The 16062-nt window shown below is 59.5% G+C and carries 13 protein-coding genes and 1 pseudogene; 4 read left to right on the top strand and 10 right to left on the bottom strand.

Annotated elements, in window-relative coordinates; genetic code table 11:
* Positions 1-11 precede the first annotated feature (11 nt).
* Positions 12-1616, top strand: coding sequence for a DUF2300 domain-containing protein (locus CAF65_RS22025; protein ID WP_371919024.1), 1605 nt, complete (start codon positions 12-14; stop codon positions 1614-1616).
* 3 nt (positions 1617-1619) lie between these two features.
* Positions 1620-2432, top strand: coding sequence for a YfaP family protein (locus CAF65_RS22020; protein ID WP_085718186.1), 813 nt, complete (start codon positions 1620-1622; stop codon positions 2430-2432).
* A gap of 323 nt (positions 2433-2755) precedes the next feature.
* Here the strand turns inward: CAF65_RS22020 and CAF65_RS22015 are convergent.
* A pseudogene (locus CAF65_RS22015) lies at positions 2756-3631 on the bottom strand (LysR substrate-binding domain-containing protein); the annotation flags it as partial.
* 127 nt (positions 3632-3758) lie between these two features.
* On the opposite strand from CAF65_RS22015, the gene CAF65_RS22010 reads away from it, so the two are divergent.
* Together CAF65_RS22010 and CAF65_RS22005 are read left to right on the top strand one after the other, a co-directional pair.
* Positions 3759-4949 (top strand): serine hydrolase, encoded by a 1191-nt coding sequence (locus CAF65_RS22010; protein WP_085718185.1) that lies wholly within the window; start codon positions 3759-3761, stop codon positions 4947-4949.
* 139 nt (positions 4950-5088) lie between these two features.
* Positions 5089-6273, top strand: coding sequence for an MFS transporter (locus CAF65_RS22005; RefSeq protein WP_085718184.1), 1185 nt, complete (start codon positions 5089-5091; stop codon positions 6271-6273).
* A gap of 309 nt (positions 6274-6582) precedes the next feature.
* On the opposite strand, the gene CAF65_RS21995 is transcribed toward CAF65_RS22005, so the two are convergent.
* The 9 genes from CAF65_RS21995 to CAF65_RS21955 all read right to left on the bottom strand — a co-directional run bounded on the left by CAF65_RS21995 (position 6583) and on the right by CAF65_RS21955 (position 16061).
* Complete coding sequence (locus CAF65_RS21995; protein WP_085718182.1) at positions 6583-7329, bottom strand: S24 family peptidase; 747 nt, start codon at positions 7327-7329, stop codon at positions 6583-6585.
* A gap of 229 nt (positions 7330-7558) precedes the next feature.
* Positions 7559-8086 (bottom strand): inorganic diphosphatase, encoded by a 528-nt coding sequence (gene ppa, locus CAF65_RS21990; RefSeq protein ID WP_007933577.1) that lies wholly within the window; start codon positions 8084-8086, stop codon positions 7559-7561.
* A gap of 113 nt (positions 8087-8199) precedes the next feature.
* Positions 8200-9012 (bottom strand): zinc-dependent peptidase, encoded by an 813-nt coding sequence (locus CAF65_RS21985; protein ID WP_085718181.1) that lies wholly within the window; start codon positions 9010-9012, stop codon positions 8200-8202.
* A gap of 4 nt (positions 9013-9016) precedes the next feature.
* The gene (locus CAF65_RS21980) at positions 9017-9673 is read right to left on the bottom strand and encodes a DedA family protein (protein WP_057400587.1); all 657 of its coding nucleotides are present in this window, start codon (positions 9671-9673) and stop codon (positions 9017-9019) included.
* Between the two features lie 224 nt (positions 9674-9897).
* Complete coding sequence (locus tag CAF65_RS21975; RefSeq protein WP_085718180.1) at positions 9898-10359, bottom strand: N-acetyltransferase; 462 nt, start codon at positions 10357-10359, stop codon at positions 9898-9900.
* A gap of 114 nt (positions 10360-10473) precedes the next feature.
* Positions 10474-11310: an ethanolamine ammonia-lyase subunit EutC gene (gene eutC, locus CAF65_RS21970; protein ID WP_371919023.1), complete on the bottom strand. Its 837-nt coding sequence runs from the start codon at positions 11308-11310 to the stop codon at positions 10474-10476.
* On the bottom strand, positions 11307-12701 hold the full coding sequence (locus tag CAF65_RS21965) for an ethanolamine ammonia-lyase subunit EutB (protein WP_085718178.1): 1395 nt from the start codon (positions 12699-12701) through the stop codon (positions 11307-11309). The genes eutC and CAF65_RS21965 overlap by 4 nt, the downstream gene beginning before the upstream one ends.
* 194 nt (positions 12702-12895) lie before the next feature.
* On the bottom strand, positions 12896-14269 hold the full coding sequence (eat, locus tag CAF65_RS21960; protein WP_085718177.1) for an ethanolamine permease: 1374 nt from the start codon (positions 14267-14269) through the stop codon (positions 12896-12898).
* Between the two features lie 271 nt (positions 14270-14540).
* On the bottom strand, positions 14541-16061 hold the full coding sequence (locus CAF65_RS21955; RefSeq protein WP_007994183.1) for an aldehyde dehydrogenase family protein: 1521 nt from the start codon (positions 16059-16061) through the stop codon (positions 14541-14543).
* Between the last annotated feature and the right edge of the window lies 1 nt (position 16062).

Below are 16062 nucleotides of genomic sequence, written 5' to 3'. Positions count from 1 at the left end.
ACAGGCTGCTGATGGGGTGTCTGCTGTGTTTGATCCCTGCGCTGGCGACAGCGCAGGACGAACCGCTGCGCCTGGCTTTCAAGGGTGATTTGTTGTCGTTGAATCGAACTCAGGTGATCAGCCGCGAGCTGCTGCCGCAGACGCTGCAGACGCCGCTGGGCAGCGTGTGGAAGTTGTTCGTCTACGCCTGGCTGGTCGATAGCGGTGCACATGAGTCGGCTTATGAATGTCGCGGCCAGTCGAAGGAAGAGATTTATTGCTGCACGGCTGGCGGCAGGATCGAGCGCGATCAGGCGTTGGTGAAGTCATGTGGCTTGTATTTCGAGCCCGCGCGGTTGGGCATCCGCGATGCCGACTGGCGAGCCTATTGGCAGATGCGGCAGGCGCCACCATGGTTGCTGGATTTACCTTCGCTGCAACCGACTACTCGGGTTTCGGTGGCGGAGTTGTTGAAGGTGTTGTCGGTACTGCCAGCACAGGAACAAGCCCGGCGTGTGTTGCTCGATGTGGTGCTCAATGCCGCCGATGGCCATGTCGTCGGCGAACTCGGAAGCCGCCTGCGAGTGAAGACCTGGAGCTGGTTGGCTGATCAGGATGCTACATCGCGCCAGGGCGGGTTTGCCGGTTGGACGGCGGATGGCACACCGGTCTGGGCCGGAGGCCGGGGCACCAGTCAGCGAGTATTGCGTGATTACGCACAGGCATTGTCTACGGCGATGCCTGTTTCATGGCCTGCGGATGCAGGGAAATGCGTAGAAGTCGAGTTGTTCTCCCGCTATCCACTTCGACGCGTGTTGTCGGAGGGCTCAGTGGTGACTTCCGGAACGTTGCAGGGGGACTACAGCGTTGAATTCGCCAACGGTAATGCGCTGGATATCCACAGCGACGGCGAACTGTTTCTGCTGAACGACAAGCTCGTGGCTCGTCTGGATCGCGAAGAGTACGTTGCCCGTGTTCTCCAGCGCGAAGCCAGTGCCGAACCGGCCGAGGCCGCCAAAGCCCTGGCCGTGGCCATCCGCACGTACCTGCTGCAAAACGCCACGCGCAGTGGTGACTGCCTGAGCATCGACGACAGCAGCAGCCGCCAGCGGGTCGCACCGCGTCCGGCGGCGTCCGGCTCTCGCGACATCGCCGCGTGGACCAGCGACCTGGTCCTGGCCGGCAGCACCGTTACCTACCATTCCGATCAACCCGGGCCGGACAAACTGTCCTGGCAGCAAGCCGTCACACAGGCCCAGGCCGGTCAGCGCTACGACACCATCCTGATGCACGCCTACCCACGCGCAAGTCTCAGCCGCTGGGACAACCCGGTCGCGTCCTGTGAAGCATTGCCCGCCGCACAGGAGTGGCTGCAGAAACAACGGCGCGGCTGGCGTCCAATGCTTGAAAGCGAAACGGGCTACAACGAAGTCAGCACTTTCGCTGTATGCCGCCTTGCCTTCGGTCGGCCCTATGTCGACCGCGAACGTCAGCGTATCTACGTGCGTGGCGCGCAGACACTGCAAGAGCGCCTTGACCTGACCCACGAATACCTGCACCTGGCCTTCGAAGCACACCCCAACGGCCAGGATGAAACCTACATCGAAGGGCTCGCCCGCCACCTCTTGCTGGAATAGGCCATGAAACTCCGTTATCCACAGGTCCTGCTGTTGCTCTGTCCGCTGGTGGCGCTGTCATCGGTGATGGCGGCCGACAGCGTCAAGCTCGACACCCCCACAGGCGGCTGGCGCAACGGTGCGCCCGAGGGCGAAGGGGAAAGCTTCCGGCAGACCGTCAACTACCCGGCCTCGTCGGTGAATACCCCGGCAGGCCAGGCCAATACCGCTCGCATCAGTGGGCAGATCAAAGCCACAGCCAAATCGACAGAGCCCGGTCGGCTGATCGTCAACGGGGTGAGCATGCCACTGAAAATCGATCCAGCCGGCCGTTTCGACCGCCCGTTTTCATTCCCCAACGGCAGCAACAGCGTCGAGGTTCGCAGCCCTGATGGCCAACAACATCACCGCACGCAGTTGCTCAACAGCAGCGGCGGCGCGACCCCGGCCAAGTTGCGCGTTTTACTGTCCTGGGACAGCGACAACACCGATCTCGACCTGCACCTCATCACCCCCGACGGTGCGCACATCTGGTACGGCGAGCGCATCGTCCCCAACGGTGCAGCGCTCGACGTCGACGTCACCACCGGCTACGGCCCGGAAATCTTCGCCATGCCCGCGCCGATCAAGGGCCAGTACTTGGTGTATGTGAACTACTACGGTGGCGGGTACAGCAGTGATGAGGAGGGGCAGGAAGACGCAGTGCAAGCGCTGACCACCGCGCAGGTAACGGTGATTACCGAGGAAGGCACGCCGAGCGAGAAGATGGAAACGTTTCTGGTGCCGATGCGTGCGGTGGGGGAGCTGACGTTGGTGAAGGGGTTTAGTTATCCGTGAGGGCCTGTAACAAGTTATCCAAAAGGTCTACCGCTGTGGCGTCGCGTAACTCTTGGAGCGCTTGCACGAGCTGGTCATCCGGGCTAGCGGTGGTGGAGGTTACATCAGGTTCAACAGGCGTTTCGTGGTGAGAAAACGCAGGATAGGTTCTATGAACTGATCGTAGGTCGGAACTGATATGGGCGCATCTCTGTGTTGATTGTGTTTTTGTGCGGGCCGGCGGGCAAGTATTGCAGAAGCTCGGAAGGCGTTACCCCGAGTTTCCCCCGCTCTGCAACTGAACGCTGTTTCAATTCATACCCGGCCAAAGCTTCACTCCTGCCCCCCCCATCACACATAAAATCAATAAACGCTCGCAACTTCGGTGTGAGATACCGGCTCGATGGCCACACCACTTGTATGTTCAAGGTGCGCAGCACCTGATCGGGCAATATCGACACCAGTTCACCGGCGTCCAGCGCTTCGCGCACCGCGAATTCGGGGATGCAGGCGATGCCCAGTCCTTGTCTGGCCATGTGGATCAGCATTTCCAGATTGTTGCAGACCATCGTTGTCGGCACTTTCAACTCTGTGCCTTCGGCAAGCCCCGACAATGGCCATTTTTCCAGTTTGCCCGTGGAGGGCAGCTTGTAATGCAGGCAATGGTGTTCCTGCAGTTGCTCCACACTCTGCGGGTAGCCGTTGCTCGCAAAGTAGCTCGGTGCGCCGACGAGGTAGAACCCAAAGCTGTCGAGTTTCCTGGCCATCAGCCGGGAGTCGTGCAGTTGACCGGTGCGCACCACAGCGTCGAAGCCTTCTTCGACCACATCCACCAGCCGATCGGTGAAGTCCAGCTCCAGCTGTATCTGCGGATAACGCTGCATGAACCGTGACAGTTGCATTGACAGTACGTTGCCGAGCAGCGGCAGGCTGATGCGCAATTTGCCTCGTGGTGTCTCGCTGGCGCTGGAGAGTTCCTGCTCAGCCGCTTCCAGTTCGTTGAGCACTCTGCGACAGCGCTCCAGAAACAACGAGCCCTCGCTGGTCAGGTTGATGCTGCGGGTATTGCGGTGGAACAGGCGCGCGCCGAGTTTCTCTTCCATGCGCGCAATGCTCTTGCCCACTGCCGAGGAGGAGATGCCGAGTAAACGGCCGGCCCCTACAAAACTGCGGCTTTCGGCGACCTGCACGAACACCGTGATGCCATTGAGCTTATCCAACGCTCACTCCTTTGATTGCGGACAAAAAGGTCCGTGGACCTCGGAAGTGTAACCTCTGTTTCCCCGTAACGGCCGGCTCTACCATCGCGATATTCAGGTAGATCATCCAACCATTTCGGGGTCAGACATGTCAGTCAACGAACCGCTTCGCCCATTACAGTCACTTCGCTCGTTCGAACCCGTCGAGCTCGGTTCACGGGTCGACGCCGTGCTTGAGCAGACGCTGCACGAGCAACGCCTGATCGGCGCCGTAGTGCTGGTGGCTCACCGGGGCAAGCTCATCTATCACCGAGCGGCTGGCCTGGCCGACCGTGAAGCGCAATTGCCGATGCACGAGGATGCCTTGTTTCTGCTGTCTTCGGTCTCCAAGCCCATCACGTCGGTGGCGGCGCTGGTACTGGTCGCCAAAGGCAAAATCAAACTGGACGATGACATCAGCCAGTGGTTGCCCTACTTCAAGCCGACTCTGGGTGATGGCCAGCCTGCGACCATCACTGTGAGCCAGTTACTGAGCCATACCGCCGGTTTGACGTATGGTTTTCTGGAAAGCGATCAAGGCGGCCCTTATCGCGATGCCGGGGTGTCCGACGGTCTGGACCGTAGCGACATTTCGCTGGAAGAAAACCTGCGCCGCCTGAGTCATGCCCCCTTGCTGTACAAGCCCGGCAGCGGTTGGGGCTATTCGATCGCCACCGACGTGCTGGGCGCACTGATCGCCGCGGTCAACGGTACGTCCCTTGCCGAGGCGATCGACGAGTTGGTTACCCGGCCACTGGCGTTACGCGATATCAGCTTCAGGGTTTCAGAGGTCAGTCGCCTCAGTCCTGCGTACCTGAATGATCAGCCGCAGCCCCGGCGAATGAACGAACTGGAAGTGATTCCGGTGTTCGAAGGGACTGCCGGCATCAGGCTGCAACCGACCCGGGCACTGGACCCACAGGCCTATAACTCCGGCGGCTCCGGCCTGGTCGGCACCGCGGGTGAGTTTCTTCATCTGCTCGAAACCTTGCGCAAGGGCGGTGCGCCGTTACTGCCCAAGGCACTGGTCGATGAAATGGGCAGTAACCAGACCGGCGAACTGGAACTGGACAACTGGCCCGGTCGCGGCTTCGGTCTGGGTTTCACGGTACTCAAGGATCCGGCTGCAGCACAAACCGCCGAGTCGGCCGGCAGCTGGCGACTGGGCGGTGCCTATGGGCATTCGTGGTTCGTCGACCTGGCAGAGCAACTGACCGTGGTCGCCTTCACCAACACGGCCTTCGAAGGCATGTCCGGGCAGTTCACCGTAGACCTCTGCAACGCCGTCTACGGGCAGTGACCACACGATTGCCTCGAAAGGTCATGCTGCCCCCGATCATTGCGAAAACCTTCGCGTTCGATCAGATGGTCGCCGTCCACCGTTATCTGCAAGCGGGCGATCCGTTCGCAAAAGCCGTCGTCACGCTGGAGTCTGAGTCATGAAAACGCTCCATCCGATTTACTTCCTGGCGCTAGGGCTGTTCGGCGTTTACACCATCGAGTTCGGCGTGGTCGGGATTCTTCCGGTGATCATCGAGCGCTTTTCGATCAATGCGTCGCAGGCGGGCCTGCTGGTGGGGCTGTTCGCACTGATCATTGCGGTATTCGGCCCGATCATGGTGTTGCTGCTATCGCGCTTCAACCGCAAGAAGGTGCTTACGATTGCCCTGTTCATTTTCGCCGGGACCAGTGTGTTGTCGGCCTATGCGCCCAATTTTGACTCGCTGCTGGTGCTGCGCGTCATCCCGGCGCTGTTTCACCCCGTGTATTTTTCCCTGGCGTTCGTCGCGGCCACTTCGCTTTATCCGTCAGGGGAATCGCCCCGCGCTGCCGCCAAGGCTTTTGTCGGCACCAGCATGGGCATGGTGTTGGGCGTGCCGCTGACGACACTCATCGCGGCACAGTTCTCCTACGAAGCCTCGTTTCTGTTCTGCGCCGGGGTCAATGGCATTGCGGGCCTGGGGATCATTGTCAGGCTGCCGGACACCCCGAGTAAACTGGCGATTTCCTATAAAGAACAGTTGGCCATCCTGCGTAAATTCCCGCTGTGGCTGAACATCACCGCTTCGACCCTGATCTTCGCCGCGATGTTTTCCGTGTACAGCTACTCGGCTGAGTACCTGGCCAAAGAAGCAGGCATGAGCGCGCAATTGATCAGTATTCTGCTGGTGCTCTTCGGCATCGGTGGCGTCGCCGGCAATCTGTATGCCGGGAAACTGATCAGTCAGAACATGGTCAGGACGACAATTTTGCATCCGGTCCTGCTGGCTGCTGCCTATGGGCTGTTGTACCTGTTTGCCGGCCCGTCGCTGATGACCATGCTGGTGATCGTGGTGATCTGGGGCGCAACACATACCAGCGGGCTGATCGTCACGCAGATATGGCTGACTTCCGAAGCGCCGCAAGCACCGGAGTTCGCTACCGCTATCTACATCTCGTTCATCAACCTGGGCGTGACCATCGGTTCTACCACGGGAGGCTGGTTCCTGGCGCGGATGGGACTGCAGGGCACGCTTTACAGTGGTTTGCTGTTTGCCGCGCTGGCCGTGTTGGTCATCGTGGTAAAAGTTCTGTTTTTCAGTGTGGTGCCGCGCAAGGGTGGCGCGCAAATTGTCGCAGACTGAGTTCGAGGAGAAGGGGGCGGGATTATTCCGGGCATTAAAAAGCCGGCTTGTGGCCGGCTTCTCGGGGACTGGCTTGGATCATTTTTGGTAAACCGCGCCAGCCTTCAAAACGTACACCCGGATCTTGCGTCCGGCTGTGGGACCTGGTGAGAAAGTCATCTGCCAGGCCAGTGCATCTGAGCCGCAAGGCGGGTCGATGCGCAAATGTGGGGCGCAGCATACGCAGGTTTGCGGGAAATTCCCAGCGGGAAGTGCAAGGTAGAGCCGCCCGGCCACTCGAGTGGGGCAGCGATGGGCGTTCTGGAACGCTTAAAGAAACGGCACCGCCGGCCGCCGTTTGTTCAAGGTCGACCACCAGAACACCCAACCCAGCACCCTGATGTTCTGCTCTTCGATTTGTGCGGGTCTGAAGATTTCATCCGGGTACTCGGCACGGTTGTGGCTGCGCAGTCGCAGGGAGTTGCCCGGTAATCGGTGCAGGTACTTGATGCGTAGCATGCCGTCATGTTCGATGGCGTAGATCTCGCCATCGATGATCTGGGTCAGGCCTCGGTCAATCGCCAGGGTCGAACCGTCTTCAATTTTCTCTCCCATGCTGTTACCGCTCATGAAGGCACAGATGGCGTCGGCGTGGTTGATTTCCAGGGAGTCAAGGTGACTGCGGGGCAGGCGGATCGATTGCTTGGGGTCTTCTATGACGTGGGTTTTGTTGGAGCCCGGGGCGGTAAAAGATTCTTTGTAGAATGGCAGTTCGACGTCGACAGGTTCGATGACCGTGTAGACACCGCGGATGGTCTGGGCATCGAAGGTATTGCCGGATTCGTCGAGCAGGCGCAGGCGTTGGGCGTCTTTCAAGCCTTCTCCGGTTTTCAGCCAGTCGCTGCTGACGGAGAGTTTTCTGGCGATTTCTTCCATGCAGTGGGCGGGCACGCCACGGGTGTACCAGTTATGTACATTTTGCGGAGCCGTATCCAGAAAATCGGCAAATCCGGTGGTCGTGATGTTCGCTGCTTCGAGGAGCGCTTTAAAGCGTGGGCCGCTAGTGTTCTTTTTCATGAACACGAGTCTACTGGCGGCTGGTAAGGGTTTGAATAAACGCCTCGTTCAAATTTAGTGGGAAATTTACGACCGGATGTAAGACGCTCTTGGGGAATTTTAAACATGCAAAAACCAGGAGCAGGCCCGGTTAAACGGACCGTTTGGCGTGCTTGTCAAGCACCCACAAAAAACCCCGGATCACCCGGGGTTTTTCTTGAAGCCTGGAGCTTGAAGCTCGCGGCTGCTCTTAGCCTTTATAGGCAGCAACCGACTTGGTGATCGCGGCGCGGGCGGCGTCTGCACCGTCCCAACCTTCGATTTTCACCCATTTGCCTTTTTCGAGATCTTTGTAGTTCGCGAAGAAGTGCTCGATCTGCTGGATCAGCAGCGCTGGCAGGTCGGTGTATTCCTTCACGTCCACGTACAGCTGGGACAGCTTGTCGTGTGGGACTGCGATGACTTTGGCATCGCCGCCGCCGTCGTCGGTCATGTTCAGGATGCCGACCGGACGAGCGCGGATCACCGAACCTGGAGCAACCGGGTAAGGGGTTACAACCAGCACGTCGAGGGGATCACCGTCGTCAGCCAGGGTGTTCGGGATGTAACCGTAGTTGGCCGGGTAGAACATTGGGGTGGCCATGAAACGGTCAACGAACAGGCAATCGCTGTCTTTGTCGATTTCGTATTTGATCGGCGCGTGGTTGGCCGGAATCTCGATCGCGACGTAGATGTCGTTCGGCAGGTCTTTGCCAGCCGGAATCTTGCTGTAGCTCATTGGGCGTTGCCCCCGTTAGTTGACCAGAAATACTTGGCCGGATTGACCAAAAAGTGGCGGCGATTATAGGCATATTCCTGGGTCGACGCCATGTACCAGAAGTCGTATGGCGCTTACTGGTCTGCCTGATAGACAGGGTCATGCGCCTTTAGTTGCTTCAACCTCGCCAGCGGATCCTGGCGATAGAACAGCTTTAGTTGCTCGTACACCTGTGGATAAGCCTCGTGCAGCAAATCCGGGGCGCTGAAGAAGTATTCGCTGGTGACGGCGAAGAATTCGGCAGGGTTTTCGGCGGCATACGGGTCGATGGCCGTTTCGGCGTCGGGATTGCGTTCCAGTTGCCGGTCGAGGTCGTCGTAGGCCTTTTGCATGACGTTGGCCCAGTCGCTGACCCGCATGTCGGGATGCAATGGCGGCAGGCCGTTGGCAACTCCGTTGAGCATGTCGAGTTTGTGCGCCAGCTCGTGGATCACCAGGTTGTAGCCTTCCCAGCCACCACTGGCCATCACTCCCGGCCAGGCGAGGATGACCGGGCCTTGCTGCCAGGCTTCACCACTGTGCTCACCGTCCCATTCGTGCTCGACGCCACTGGCATCGCGATGGCGCTGCGGGCTGAGAAAGTCGTCGGGATAGAGAATGATTTCGTGGAAGCCTTGATACCAGTTCAGGTCGCCGAGGTGCAGCAGTGGCAGTTGCGCCTGGGCAGCGAGCAGCAAACGCTGCTCCTGATGCAATTCGACGCCGGGCAGGGCGGTGAGGTGCTTGTCTTCGAGGAACAGCACGCAGGCTTCGCGCAGCCATTGGTCTTCGGCGACGCTGAGGCCATCGAGAAAACTCAGTTGATGACGCACCCGTTGCCACATGTCATCGGCAACCGGGTGCTTTGCCAGGGTGCGCCGGCGACGCCAGGCGCTCAGAGACCACATCGTGTCAGCGCGATTCGGCTTTGGAGCCTGAACCCGCAAGGCGGTTACGCACCATGCCAATGATCATCGGCACCAGCGAGAGCAGGATGATGCCGACTACCAGCAGCGACAGGTTCTTCTTGATGAACGGCACATTGCCGAAGAAGTAACCGAGCGTCACCAGCCCGCCGACCCACAGGACAGTGCCGAAGACGCTGAAGGCGAAGAAACGCGGATAAGGCATTTTCCCCACACCGGCGACGAATGGTGCAAAGGTGCGGATGATGGGCAGGAAACGGGCCAGGGTTACGGTTTTGCCGCCATGCTTGTCATAGAAATCGTGGGTTTGTTGCAGGTAGTCGCGGCGGAAGATCTTCGAATTCGGGTTGCTGAACAGTTTTTCACCCGCCGTTCGTCCGATGATGTAGTTGGTGCTGTCGCCCAGAATCGCCGCCAGCATCAGAAGGCCGCCAAGCAGTACCGGGTCCATGCCGCCACCGGCAGCCACGGCACCGGCGATGAACAGCAGGGAATCGCCCGGCAGGAAGGGCATGACCACCAGGCCAGTCTCACAGAAGATCACCATAAACAGGATGGCGTAGATCCATGCCCCGTAGTTGGTTACAAGCATGTCGAGGTAGACGTCGAGATGCAGGACGATGTCGATCGGGTTGAAATCCATGGAAAGCACCTGTGGTAACGGCCCGACTCAGCAGGCCTGTGCGGATGACTTCGCGTAAGACTACGGATAAGGGTAGTTTTTCTTACAAGCCGGGAAGATCTGAATTATACGAGGCGAGAGGTGAAAATCGCGTCGAGATTGTAGCGGGGAATGTCATGGCAGGGCTGATGTTTGATAACGAACCTGTGGGAGCGAGCCTGCTCGCTCCCACAAGTGCAGGTGATTCAGAGTTCGTCGCTGATCGGCAGCACATAGTTCTTGAATTCGGTGTCTTCCTTGAATCCGATGGATTCGTAGGTTTTCCGCGCGACTTCGTTGTTGCTGCTGGTGGAAACACGCATGCGCACGGCATTGGTTTCCTTGGCCATTTTTTTGGCGGTGCGGATCAGGTTGTCGGCCACCAACTGGCGGCGGGCGTCCTCGGCGACATAAATATCGTTGAGGATCCACACACGTTTGAGCGAAAGCGAGGAGAAACTCGGATACAACTGGCAGAAACCCATCAGTTTTTTGCTGTCGTCATCTGACAGCGCCAGGTAGATCACCGATTCCTTGCGACGCAGGCGTTTTTCGAGGAACGCCCGGGACGAGTCCGGATACGGCAGGGAGCCATAAAACTCGCGATATTTGACGAACAACGGGGTCAGCAGGTCCAGGTGTTCGAGGGTCGCTTGAATAATCCGCATGGTAGGTCTCATCTTCAAGTGGCTGTCTTGCGTCTCTGACGGCGATGGGAAACCCTTGGCGGCCGCGCCACGATCCTGCCTGAAACTGGTACGGGTGTGCAATGCGCAAGCGGTTCAGGCATTCGACGGGCCGAGCAGGAAATTACCTTTCATGTTGGTTCCCGCGTCCGATTCCAGTGTCTGGACCTGTGCTTCATCCTTCAGATTGACCCCTGACAACTGCCGCCGGCAGGCTTCGCGCATCAAATACAGCAAACGGTGTGCCGCCATGCCGTAACTCAGGCCTTCGAGCCGTACGTTGGAGATGCAATTACGGTAGGCATCGGTAAGGCCGACCTTGGGATTGTAGGTGAAATATAAACCCAGGCTGTCCGGAGAGCTGAGGCCAGGACGTTCGCCGATGAGGATTACGGTCATTTTCGCTCCGAGCAATTCACCGATTTCGTCAGCGACCGCCACGCGCCCCTGTTCCACCAATATCACCGGCGCTACAGTCCAGCCTTCGGCTGCAATCTGTTCTTCGAGGCGTGCCAGAAAGGGCAGGGTATGGCGATGAACGGCCAAAGCGGACAAGCCATCGGCGACCACGATGACCAGATCGACCCCTCCCGGGTTGGCCGAGGCGTAATCGCGTAACACCTGAACCGAATCGGCACTCAACTTTCGACCCAGATCGGGGCGTTGCAGATAACTGTTTCGGTCGATTGCCGCGCTATGCAGCAAAACGCTTTCATGCCCGCGTTCGGCCAATTGCGAGCGCAGTCCCCCATGGTCAAATGGCAAATGCACCGCATCCCGCGCCTGGGCGTGGGCGTATTGGAAGTCCAGTTGGGCGCGGGTGGGAATGCTGGTGCCGGTGCGGCCCAGGGCAATTCGCGCCGGTGTCAGGCGCCGCAGTTCCAGCCATGGGTTGTGGGGATCGAAGGGTAGTTTGTCCATGTCATTACTCATCCCAGTTGCGCCAGGGCCTGGCGGAAGGCTGGCGGCAGGTTGCTGCCAAACAGAACCCGGCCGTCCGCCTGGGTGAAGATGCCCATTTTCGCCAGCCAATGCTCAAACTCCGGCGCAGGCTTGAGCCCCAGGGTCTGCCGGGCATAGAGCGCGTCGTGAAACGAGGTGGTCTGGTAGTTGAGCATGATGTCGTCAGAGCCGGGGATCCCCATGATGAAGTTGATCCCGGCGACGCCCAGCAGGGTCAGCAGGGTGTCCATATCGTCCTGGTCAGCTTCGGCATGGTTGGTGTAGCAGATGTCGCAACCCATGGGCACACCTAACAATTTTCCGCAGAAGTGGTCTTCCAGGCCGGCGCGGATGATCTGTTTGCCGTTGTACAGGTATTCCGGGCCGATGAAGCCGACGACCGTGTTGACCAGAAACGGGTTGAAATGACGTGCGACGGCGTAGGCGCGGGTTTCGCAGGTTTGTTGATCGACCCCATGGTGGGCATTGGCTGAAAGGGCGCTGCCCTGGCCGGTTTCGAAGTACATCAGGTTCTGGCCCAGTGTGCCGCGATTCAGGCTCAAGCCGGCGTCATAGCCCTCCTTCAATACACTCAGGTTAATGCCGAAACTGGCGTTGGCCGCTTCGGTGCCGGCGATCGACTGGAACACCAGGTCCAACGGGACGCCACGATTGACTGCTTCGATCGACGTGGTGACATGGGTCAGTACGCAAGCCTGGGTCGGAATCTCGTAGCGCTGGATGATCGCGTCAAGCATCTCCAGCATCGCGCAAATCGAGGCGATGCTGTCGGTGGCGGGGTTGATGCCGATCATCGCGTCGCCATTGCCGTGCAGCAGACCGTCGAGAATGCTTGCGGCGATGCCGGCCGGTTCGTCGGTGGGGTGGTTCGGTTGCAGGCGCGTGGACAGTCGACCGCGCAGACCCAGGGTGCCGCGAAACCGTGTGACCACGCGGATTTTTTGCGCCACCAGCACCAGATCCTGCACCCGCATGATCTTTGATACCGCGGCAACCATTTCCGGAGTCAGGCCGGGGGCGAGGGCTCGCAGGGCCTGTTCGTCGGCGGCATCACTGAGCAGCCAGTCGCGAAAGCCGCCGACGGTGAGGTGACTGACGACGGCGAAGGCTTGTTTGTCGTGGGTGTCGATGATCAGGCGGGTGACTTCATCGGATTCGTAGGGGATCAGTGCTTCCTGCAGGAAGTGGCTTAGCGGGGTGTCGGCCAACGTCATCTGTGCCGCGACACGCTCGCCGTCATTAAGGGCTGCGACGCCGGCCAGAAAATCTCCGGAGCGTGCCGGGCTGGCCTTGGCCATCACTTCCTTGAGGCTGTCGAAGCGATAGGTCTGGGCGCCGACGGAATGGGCATATACGGCCATGGGGCAGGGCCTCCTGATCAATTCAAAAATTCGATCCGCTTTTCTGTGGCAGCGAGCTGGCTCGCGCTAGCAGTCTTGCATCCGCCGCATGTGCTGAATGACACACCGCCATCGCGAGCAGGCTCGCTCCCACAGGGGAATTGCATGCACTTCAATAAAGCAGGCGCCAGGCTCGCGGCCCGGCACCGGTGCATTCAGATACCTTCGAGCATAGCGTCTGCCGGTGCCTCGGAGCGTTGCTTGGCGGTCAGCTGGAAGTACAGGTAGCCGGCAGCCATGAAGCCGAGGAAAATCAGGCCGATCAAGGTGTTGAACCACGCCATTGCCACCAGGCACACCACCGCCAGAAACAGCGCGATCCCCGGCACGATCGGATAACCCGGGGCGCGGAAGGTGCGTTCCAGGTTTGGTTCGGTCTTACGCAGCTTGAACAGGCTCAGCATACTGATGATGTACATCACGATGGCGCCGAATACCGACATGGTGATCATCGCCGCCGTCAGGCTCATGCCTTGCAGATTGACCAGGCCATCGCTGTAGATCGCCGCAATGCCGATCACGCCGCCGGCCAGGATCGCCCGGTGCGGTGTCTGGAAGCGCGAAAGTTTTGCCAGGCCGGCGGGCAGATAACCGGCACGGGCCAAGGCGAAAAACTGCCGCGAGTAGCCGAGAATGATCCCGTGGAAACTCGCCACCAGGCCGAACAGGCCAATCCACACCAGCATGTGCATCCAGGTCGAATTGTTGCCGACCACCGCTTTCATCGCCTGGGGCAGCGGATCGTTGATGTTAGACAGCTGGCGCCAGTCGCCGACACCACCGGCCATCACCATTACGCCGATGGCCAGGAACACCAGCGTCAGAATGCCGCTGACGTAGGCCTTGGGGATTGTGCGTTTCGGGTCCTTGGCTTCCTCGGCGGCCATGGCTGCACCTTCGATCGCGAGAAAGAACCAGATCGCGAAGGGAATAGCGGCGAAAATGCCAGGAATCGAGCCCATCGTGAACTCGTTGGCACCAGACCAGCCATTGAGCACAAAGTTGCTGAAACTGAAACCCGGCGCGACCACGCCCATGAACACCAGCAGTTCAGCGACGGCCAGCACGGTGACCACCAGTTCGAAGGTGGCCGCGATGCTGACGCCGAGGATGTTCAGGCCCATGAACACGAAATAGGCGCCAACGGCGGCGACCCTCGGGTCCAGTTCCGGGTATTGCACGTTGAGGTAGGCGCCGATGGCCATGGCGATGGCCGGCGGTGCAAAGACGAATTCGATCAGGGTGGCGATGCCGGCGATCAACCCGCCTTTCTCGCCAAAGGCCCGGCGACTATAGGCAAATGGTCCTCCAGCATGGGGAATCGCCGTCGTCAGCTCGGTGAAGCTGAAGATAAAGCAGGTGTACATCGTCGCCACCATCAACGCGGTGACGAGAAAACCCAGTGTGCCTGCGGTGCCCCAGCCGTAACTCCAGCCGAAGTACTCGCCGGAAATCACCAGGCCGACGGCAATGCCCCATAAATGCAGGGTGCCGAGTGTGGGTTTGAGCTGTGTGGACGAAGTAGTCATAAGTCCTCTCTATTTTTTATTGTTCGATCTTGCGGACTTTCGGGTGCGGCGGTTTGGGTCAAGCGCTGAATGACGGGTACGCAAGGCCCGTGCCAGAGCGGCCAGCCTTTTGTGTTGTGTCATTTAAGACGCCTTCGCGAGCAAGCTCGCTCCCACAGGGATCTCTGGTGGGTTGCAAATCCACTGTGGGAGCGACGGTGCGACGATTCGACTTGCTCGCGATGGCTGCTTAAAGGGCGACACAGGAATACCTGCATCGCCCCCCGGTTTTTTAGAAGAAGCCCAACGGATTGATGTCGTAGCTCACCAGCAGGTTTTTGGTCTGCTGGTAGTGGTCGAGCATCATCTTGTGGGTTTCACGGCCGACGCCGGACTTCTTGTACCCGCCGAACGCGGCGTGCGCCGGGTACAGGTGGTAGCAGTTGGTCCACACACGACCTGCCTTGATGGCGCGGCCCATGCGGTAGGCGCGGTTGATGTCGCGGGTCCAGAGGCCGGCACCCAGGCCGAACTCGGTGTCGTTGGCGATGGCCAGGGCTTCGGCTTCGTCCTTGAAGGTGGTGATGCTCACCACCGGGCCGAAGATTTCTTCCTGGAACACGCGCATTTTGTTGGTGCCCTTGAGCAGCGTAGGCTGGATGTAGTATCCACTTGCCAGGTTGCCCTCGAGTTTTTCCACCTTGCCGCCGGTCAGCAGCTCGGCACCTTCGCCCTTGGCGATTTCCAGGTACGAAAGGATCTTGTCGAATTGCTGCTCGGACGCCTGGGCGCCGACCATGGTGTCGGTATCCAGCGGGTCGCCACGTTTGATTTGCAGGACCTTCTTCATCACCACCTGCATGAATTCGTCGTAGATCGACTCTTGCACCAGTGCACGGGAAGGGCAGGTGCAGACTTCGCCCTGGTTGAAGAATGCCAGCACCAGGCCTTCGGCGGCTTTCTCGATGAAGGACGGTTCGGCCTTCATGATGTCTTCGAAGAAGATGTTTGGCGACTTGCCACCCAGCTCCACGGTAGACGGAATGATGTTTTCGGCGGCGCATTTCATGATGTGCGAGCCGACCGGGGTTGAGCCGGTGAAGGCAATCTTGGCGATGCGCTTGCTGGTGGCCAGCGCTTCGCCGGCTTCTTTGCCGAAGCCTTGCACAATGTTCAGCACGCCCGGTGGCAGCAGGTCGCCGATCAGCTCGACCAGCACGGTAATGCCCAGCGGGGTTTGTTCGGCAGGCTTGAGCACCACGCAGTTGCCGGCAGCGAGCGCCGGGGCGAGTTTCCAGGCGGCCATCAGGATCGGGAAGTTCCACGGGATGATCTGCCCGACCACGCCCAGCGGTTCATGGATGTGATAGGCCACGGTGTTGCCGTCGATTTCGGCAGCGCTGCCTTCCTGGGCGCGCAGGCAGCCGGCGAAGTAGCGGAAGTGATCGGCGGCCAGCGGAATGTCGGCGTTGAGGGTTTCGCGCACGGCTTTGCCGTTGTCCCAGGATTCGGTGATCGCCAGGGTTTCCAGATTCTGCTCGATGCGGTCGGCGATTTTCAGCAGCACCAGCGAGCGCGCCTGGGCGGACGTGGCACCCCACGCATCGGCAGCGGCGTGGGCAGCATCCAGGGCCTTGTCGATGTCTTCGGCCGTGGAGCGCGGGAATTCGGCAATCGGTTGGCCATTCACTGGCGAGGTATTGGTGAAGTACTGACCTTTGACAGGCGCGACGAACTCGCCGCCGATGTAGTTACCGTATTTGGCTTTGAACGAAACGATAGCGCCTTCAGTACCGGGGTGAGCGTAACGCATG

This window comes from Pseudomonas sp. B28(2017) (genome assembly GCF_002113025.1).
Classification (GTDB): domain Bacteria; phylum Pseudomonadota; class Gammaproteobacteria; order Pseudomonadales; family Pseudomonadaceae; genus Aquipseudomonas.
Note: the sequence above shows the minus strand (reverse complement) of the source record. Positions and strands in the feature narration are given on the sequence as shown.

Coding starts and splice junctions, on each gene's coding strand:
- CAF65_RS22025 (WP_371919024.1), top strand. CDS start 12: ATGGGGTGTCTGCTGTGTTTGATCCCTGCGCTGGCGACAGCGCAGGAC.
- CAF65_RS22020 (WP_085718186.1), top strand. CDS start 1,620: ATGAAACTCCGTTATCCACAGGTCCTGCTGTTGCTCTGTCCGCTGGTG.
- CAF65_RS22010 (WP_085718185.1), top strand. CDS start 3,759: ATGTCAGTCAACGAACCGCTTCGCCCATTACAGTCACTTCGCTCGTTC.
- CAF65_RS22005 (WP_085718184.1), top strand. CDS start 5,089: ATGAAAACGCTCCATCCGATTTACTTCCTGGCGCTAGGGCTGTTCGGC.
- CAF65_RS21995 (WP_085718182.1), bottom strand. CDS start 7,329: ATGAAAAAGAACACTAGCGGCCCACGCTTTAAAGCGCTCCTCGAAGCA.
- ppa (WP_007933577.1), bottom strand. CDS start 8,086: ATGAGCTACAGCAAGATTCCGGCTGGCAAAGACCTGCCGAACGACATC.
- CAF65_RS21985 (WP_085718181.1), bottom strand. CDS start 9,012: ATGTGGTCTCTGAGCGCCTGGCGTCGCCGGCGCACCCTGGCAAAGCAC.
- CAF65_RS21980 (WP_057400587.1), bottom strand. CDS start 9,673: ATGGATTTCAACCCGATCGACATCGTCCTGCATCTCGACGTCTACCTC.
- CAF65_RS21975 (WP_085718180.1), bottom strand. CDS start 10,359: ATGCGGATTATTCAAGCGACCCTCGAACACCTGGACCTGCTGACCCCG.
- eutC (WP_371919023.1), bottom strand. CDS start 11,310: ATGAGTAATGACATGGACAAACTACCCTTCGATCCCCACAACCCATGG.
- CAF65_RS21965 (WP_085718178.1), bottom strand. CDS start 12,701: ATGGCCGTATATGCCCATTCCGTCGGCGCCCAGACCTATCGCTTCGAC.
- eat (WP_085718177.1), bottom strand. CDS start 14,269: ATGACTACTTCGTCCACACAGCTCAAACCCACACTCGGCACCCTGCAT.
- CAF65_RS21955 (WP_007994183.1), bottom strand. CDS start 16,061: ATGCGTTACGCTCACCCCGGTACTGAAGGCGCTATCGTTTCGTTCAAA.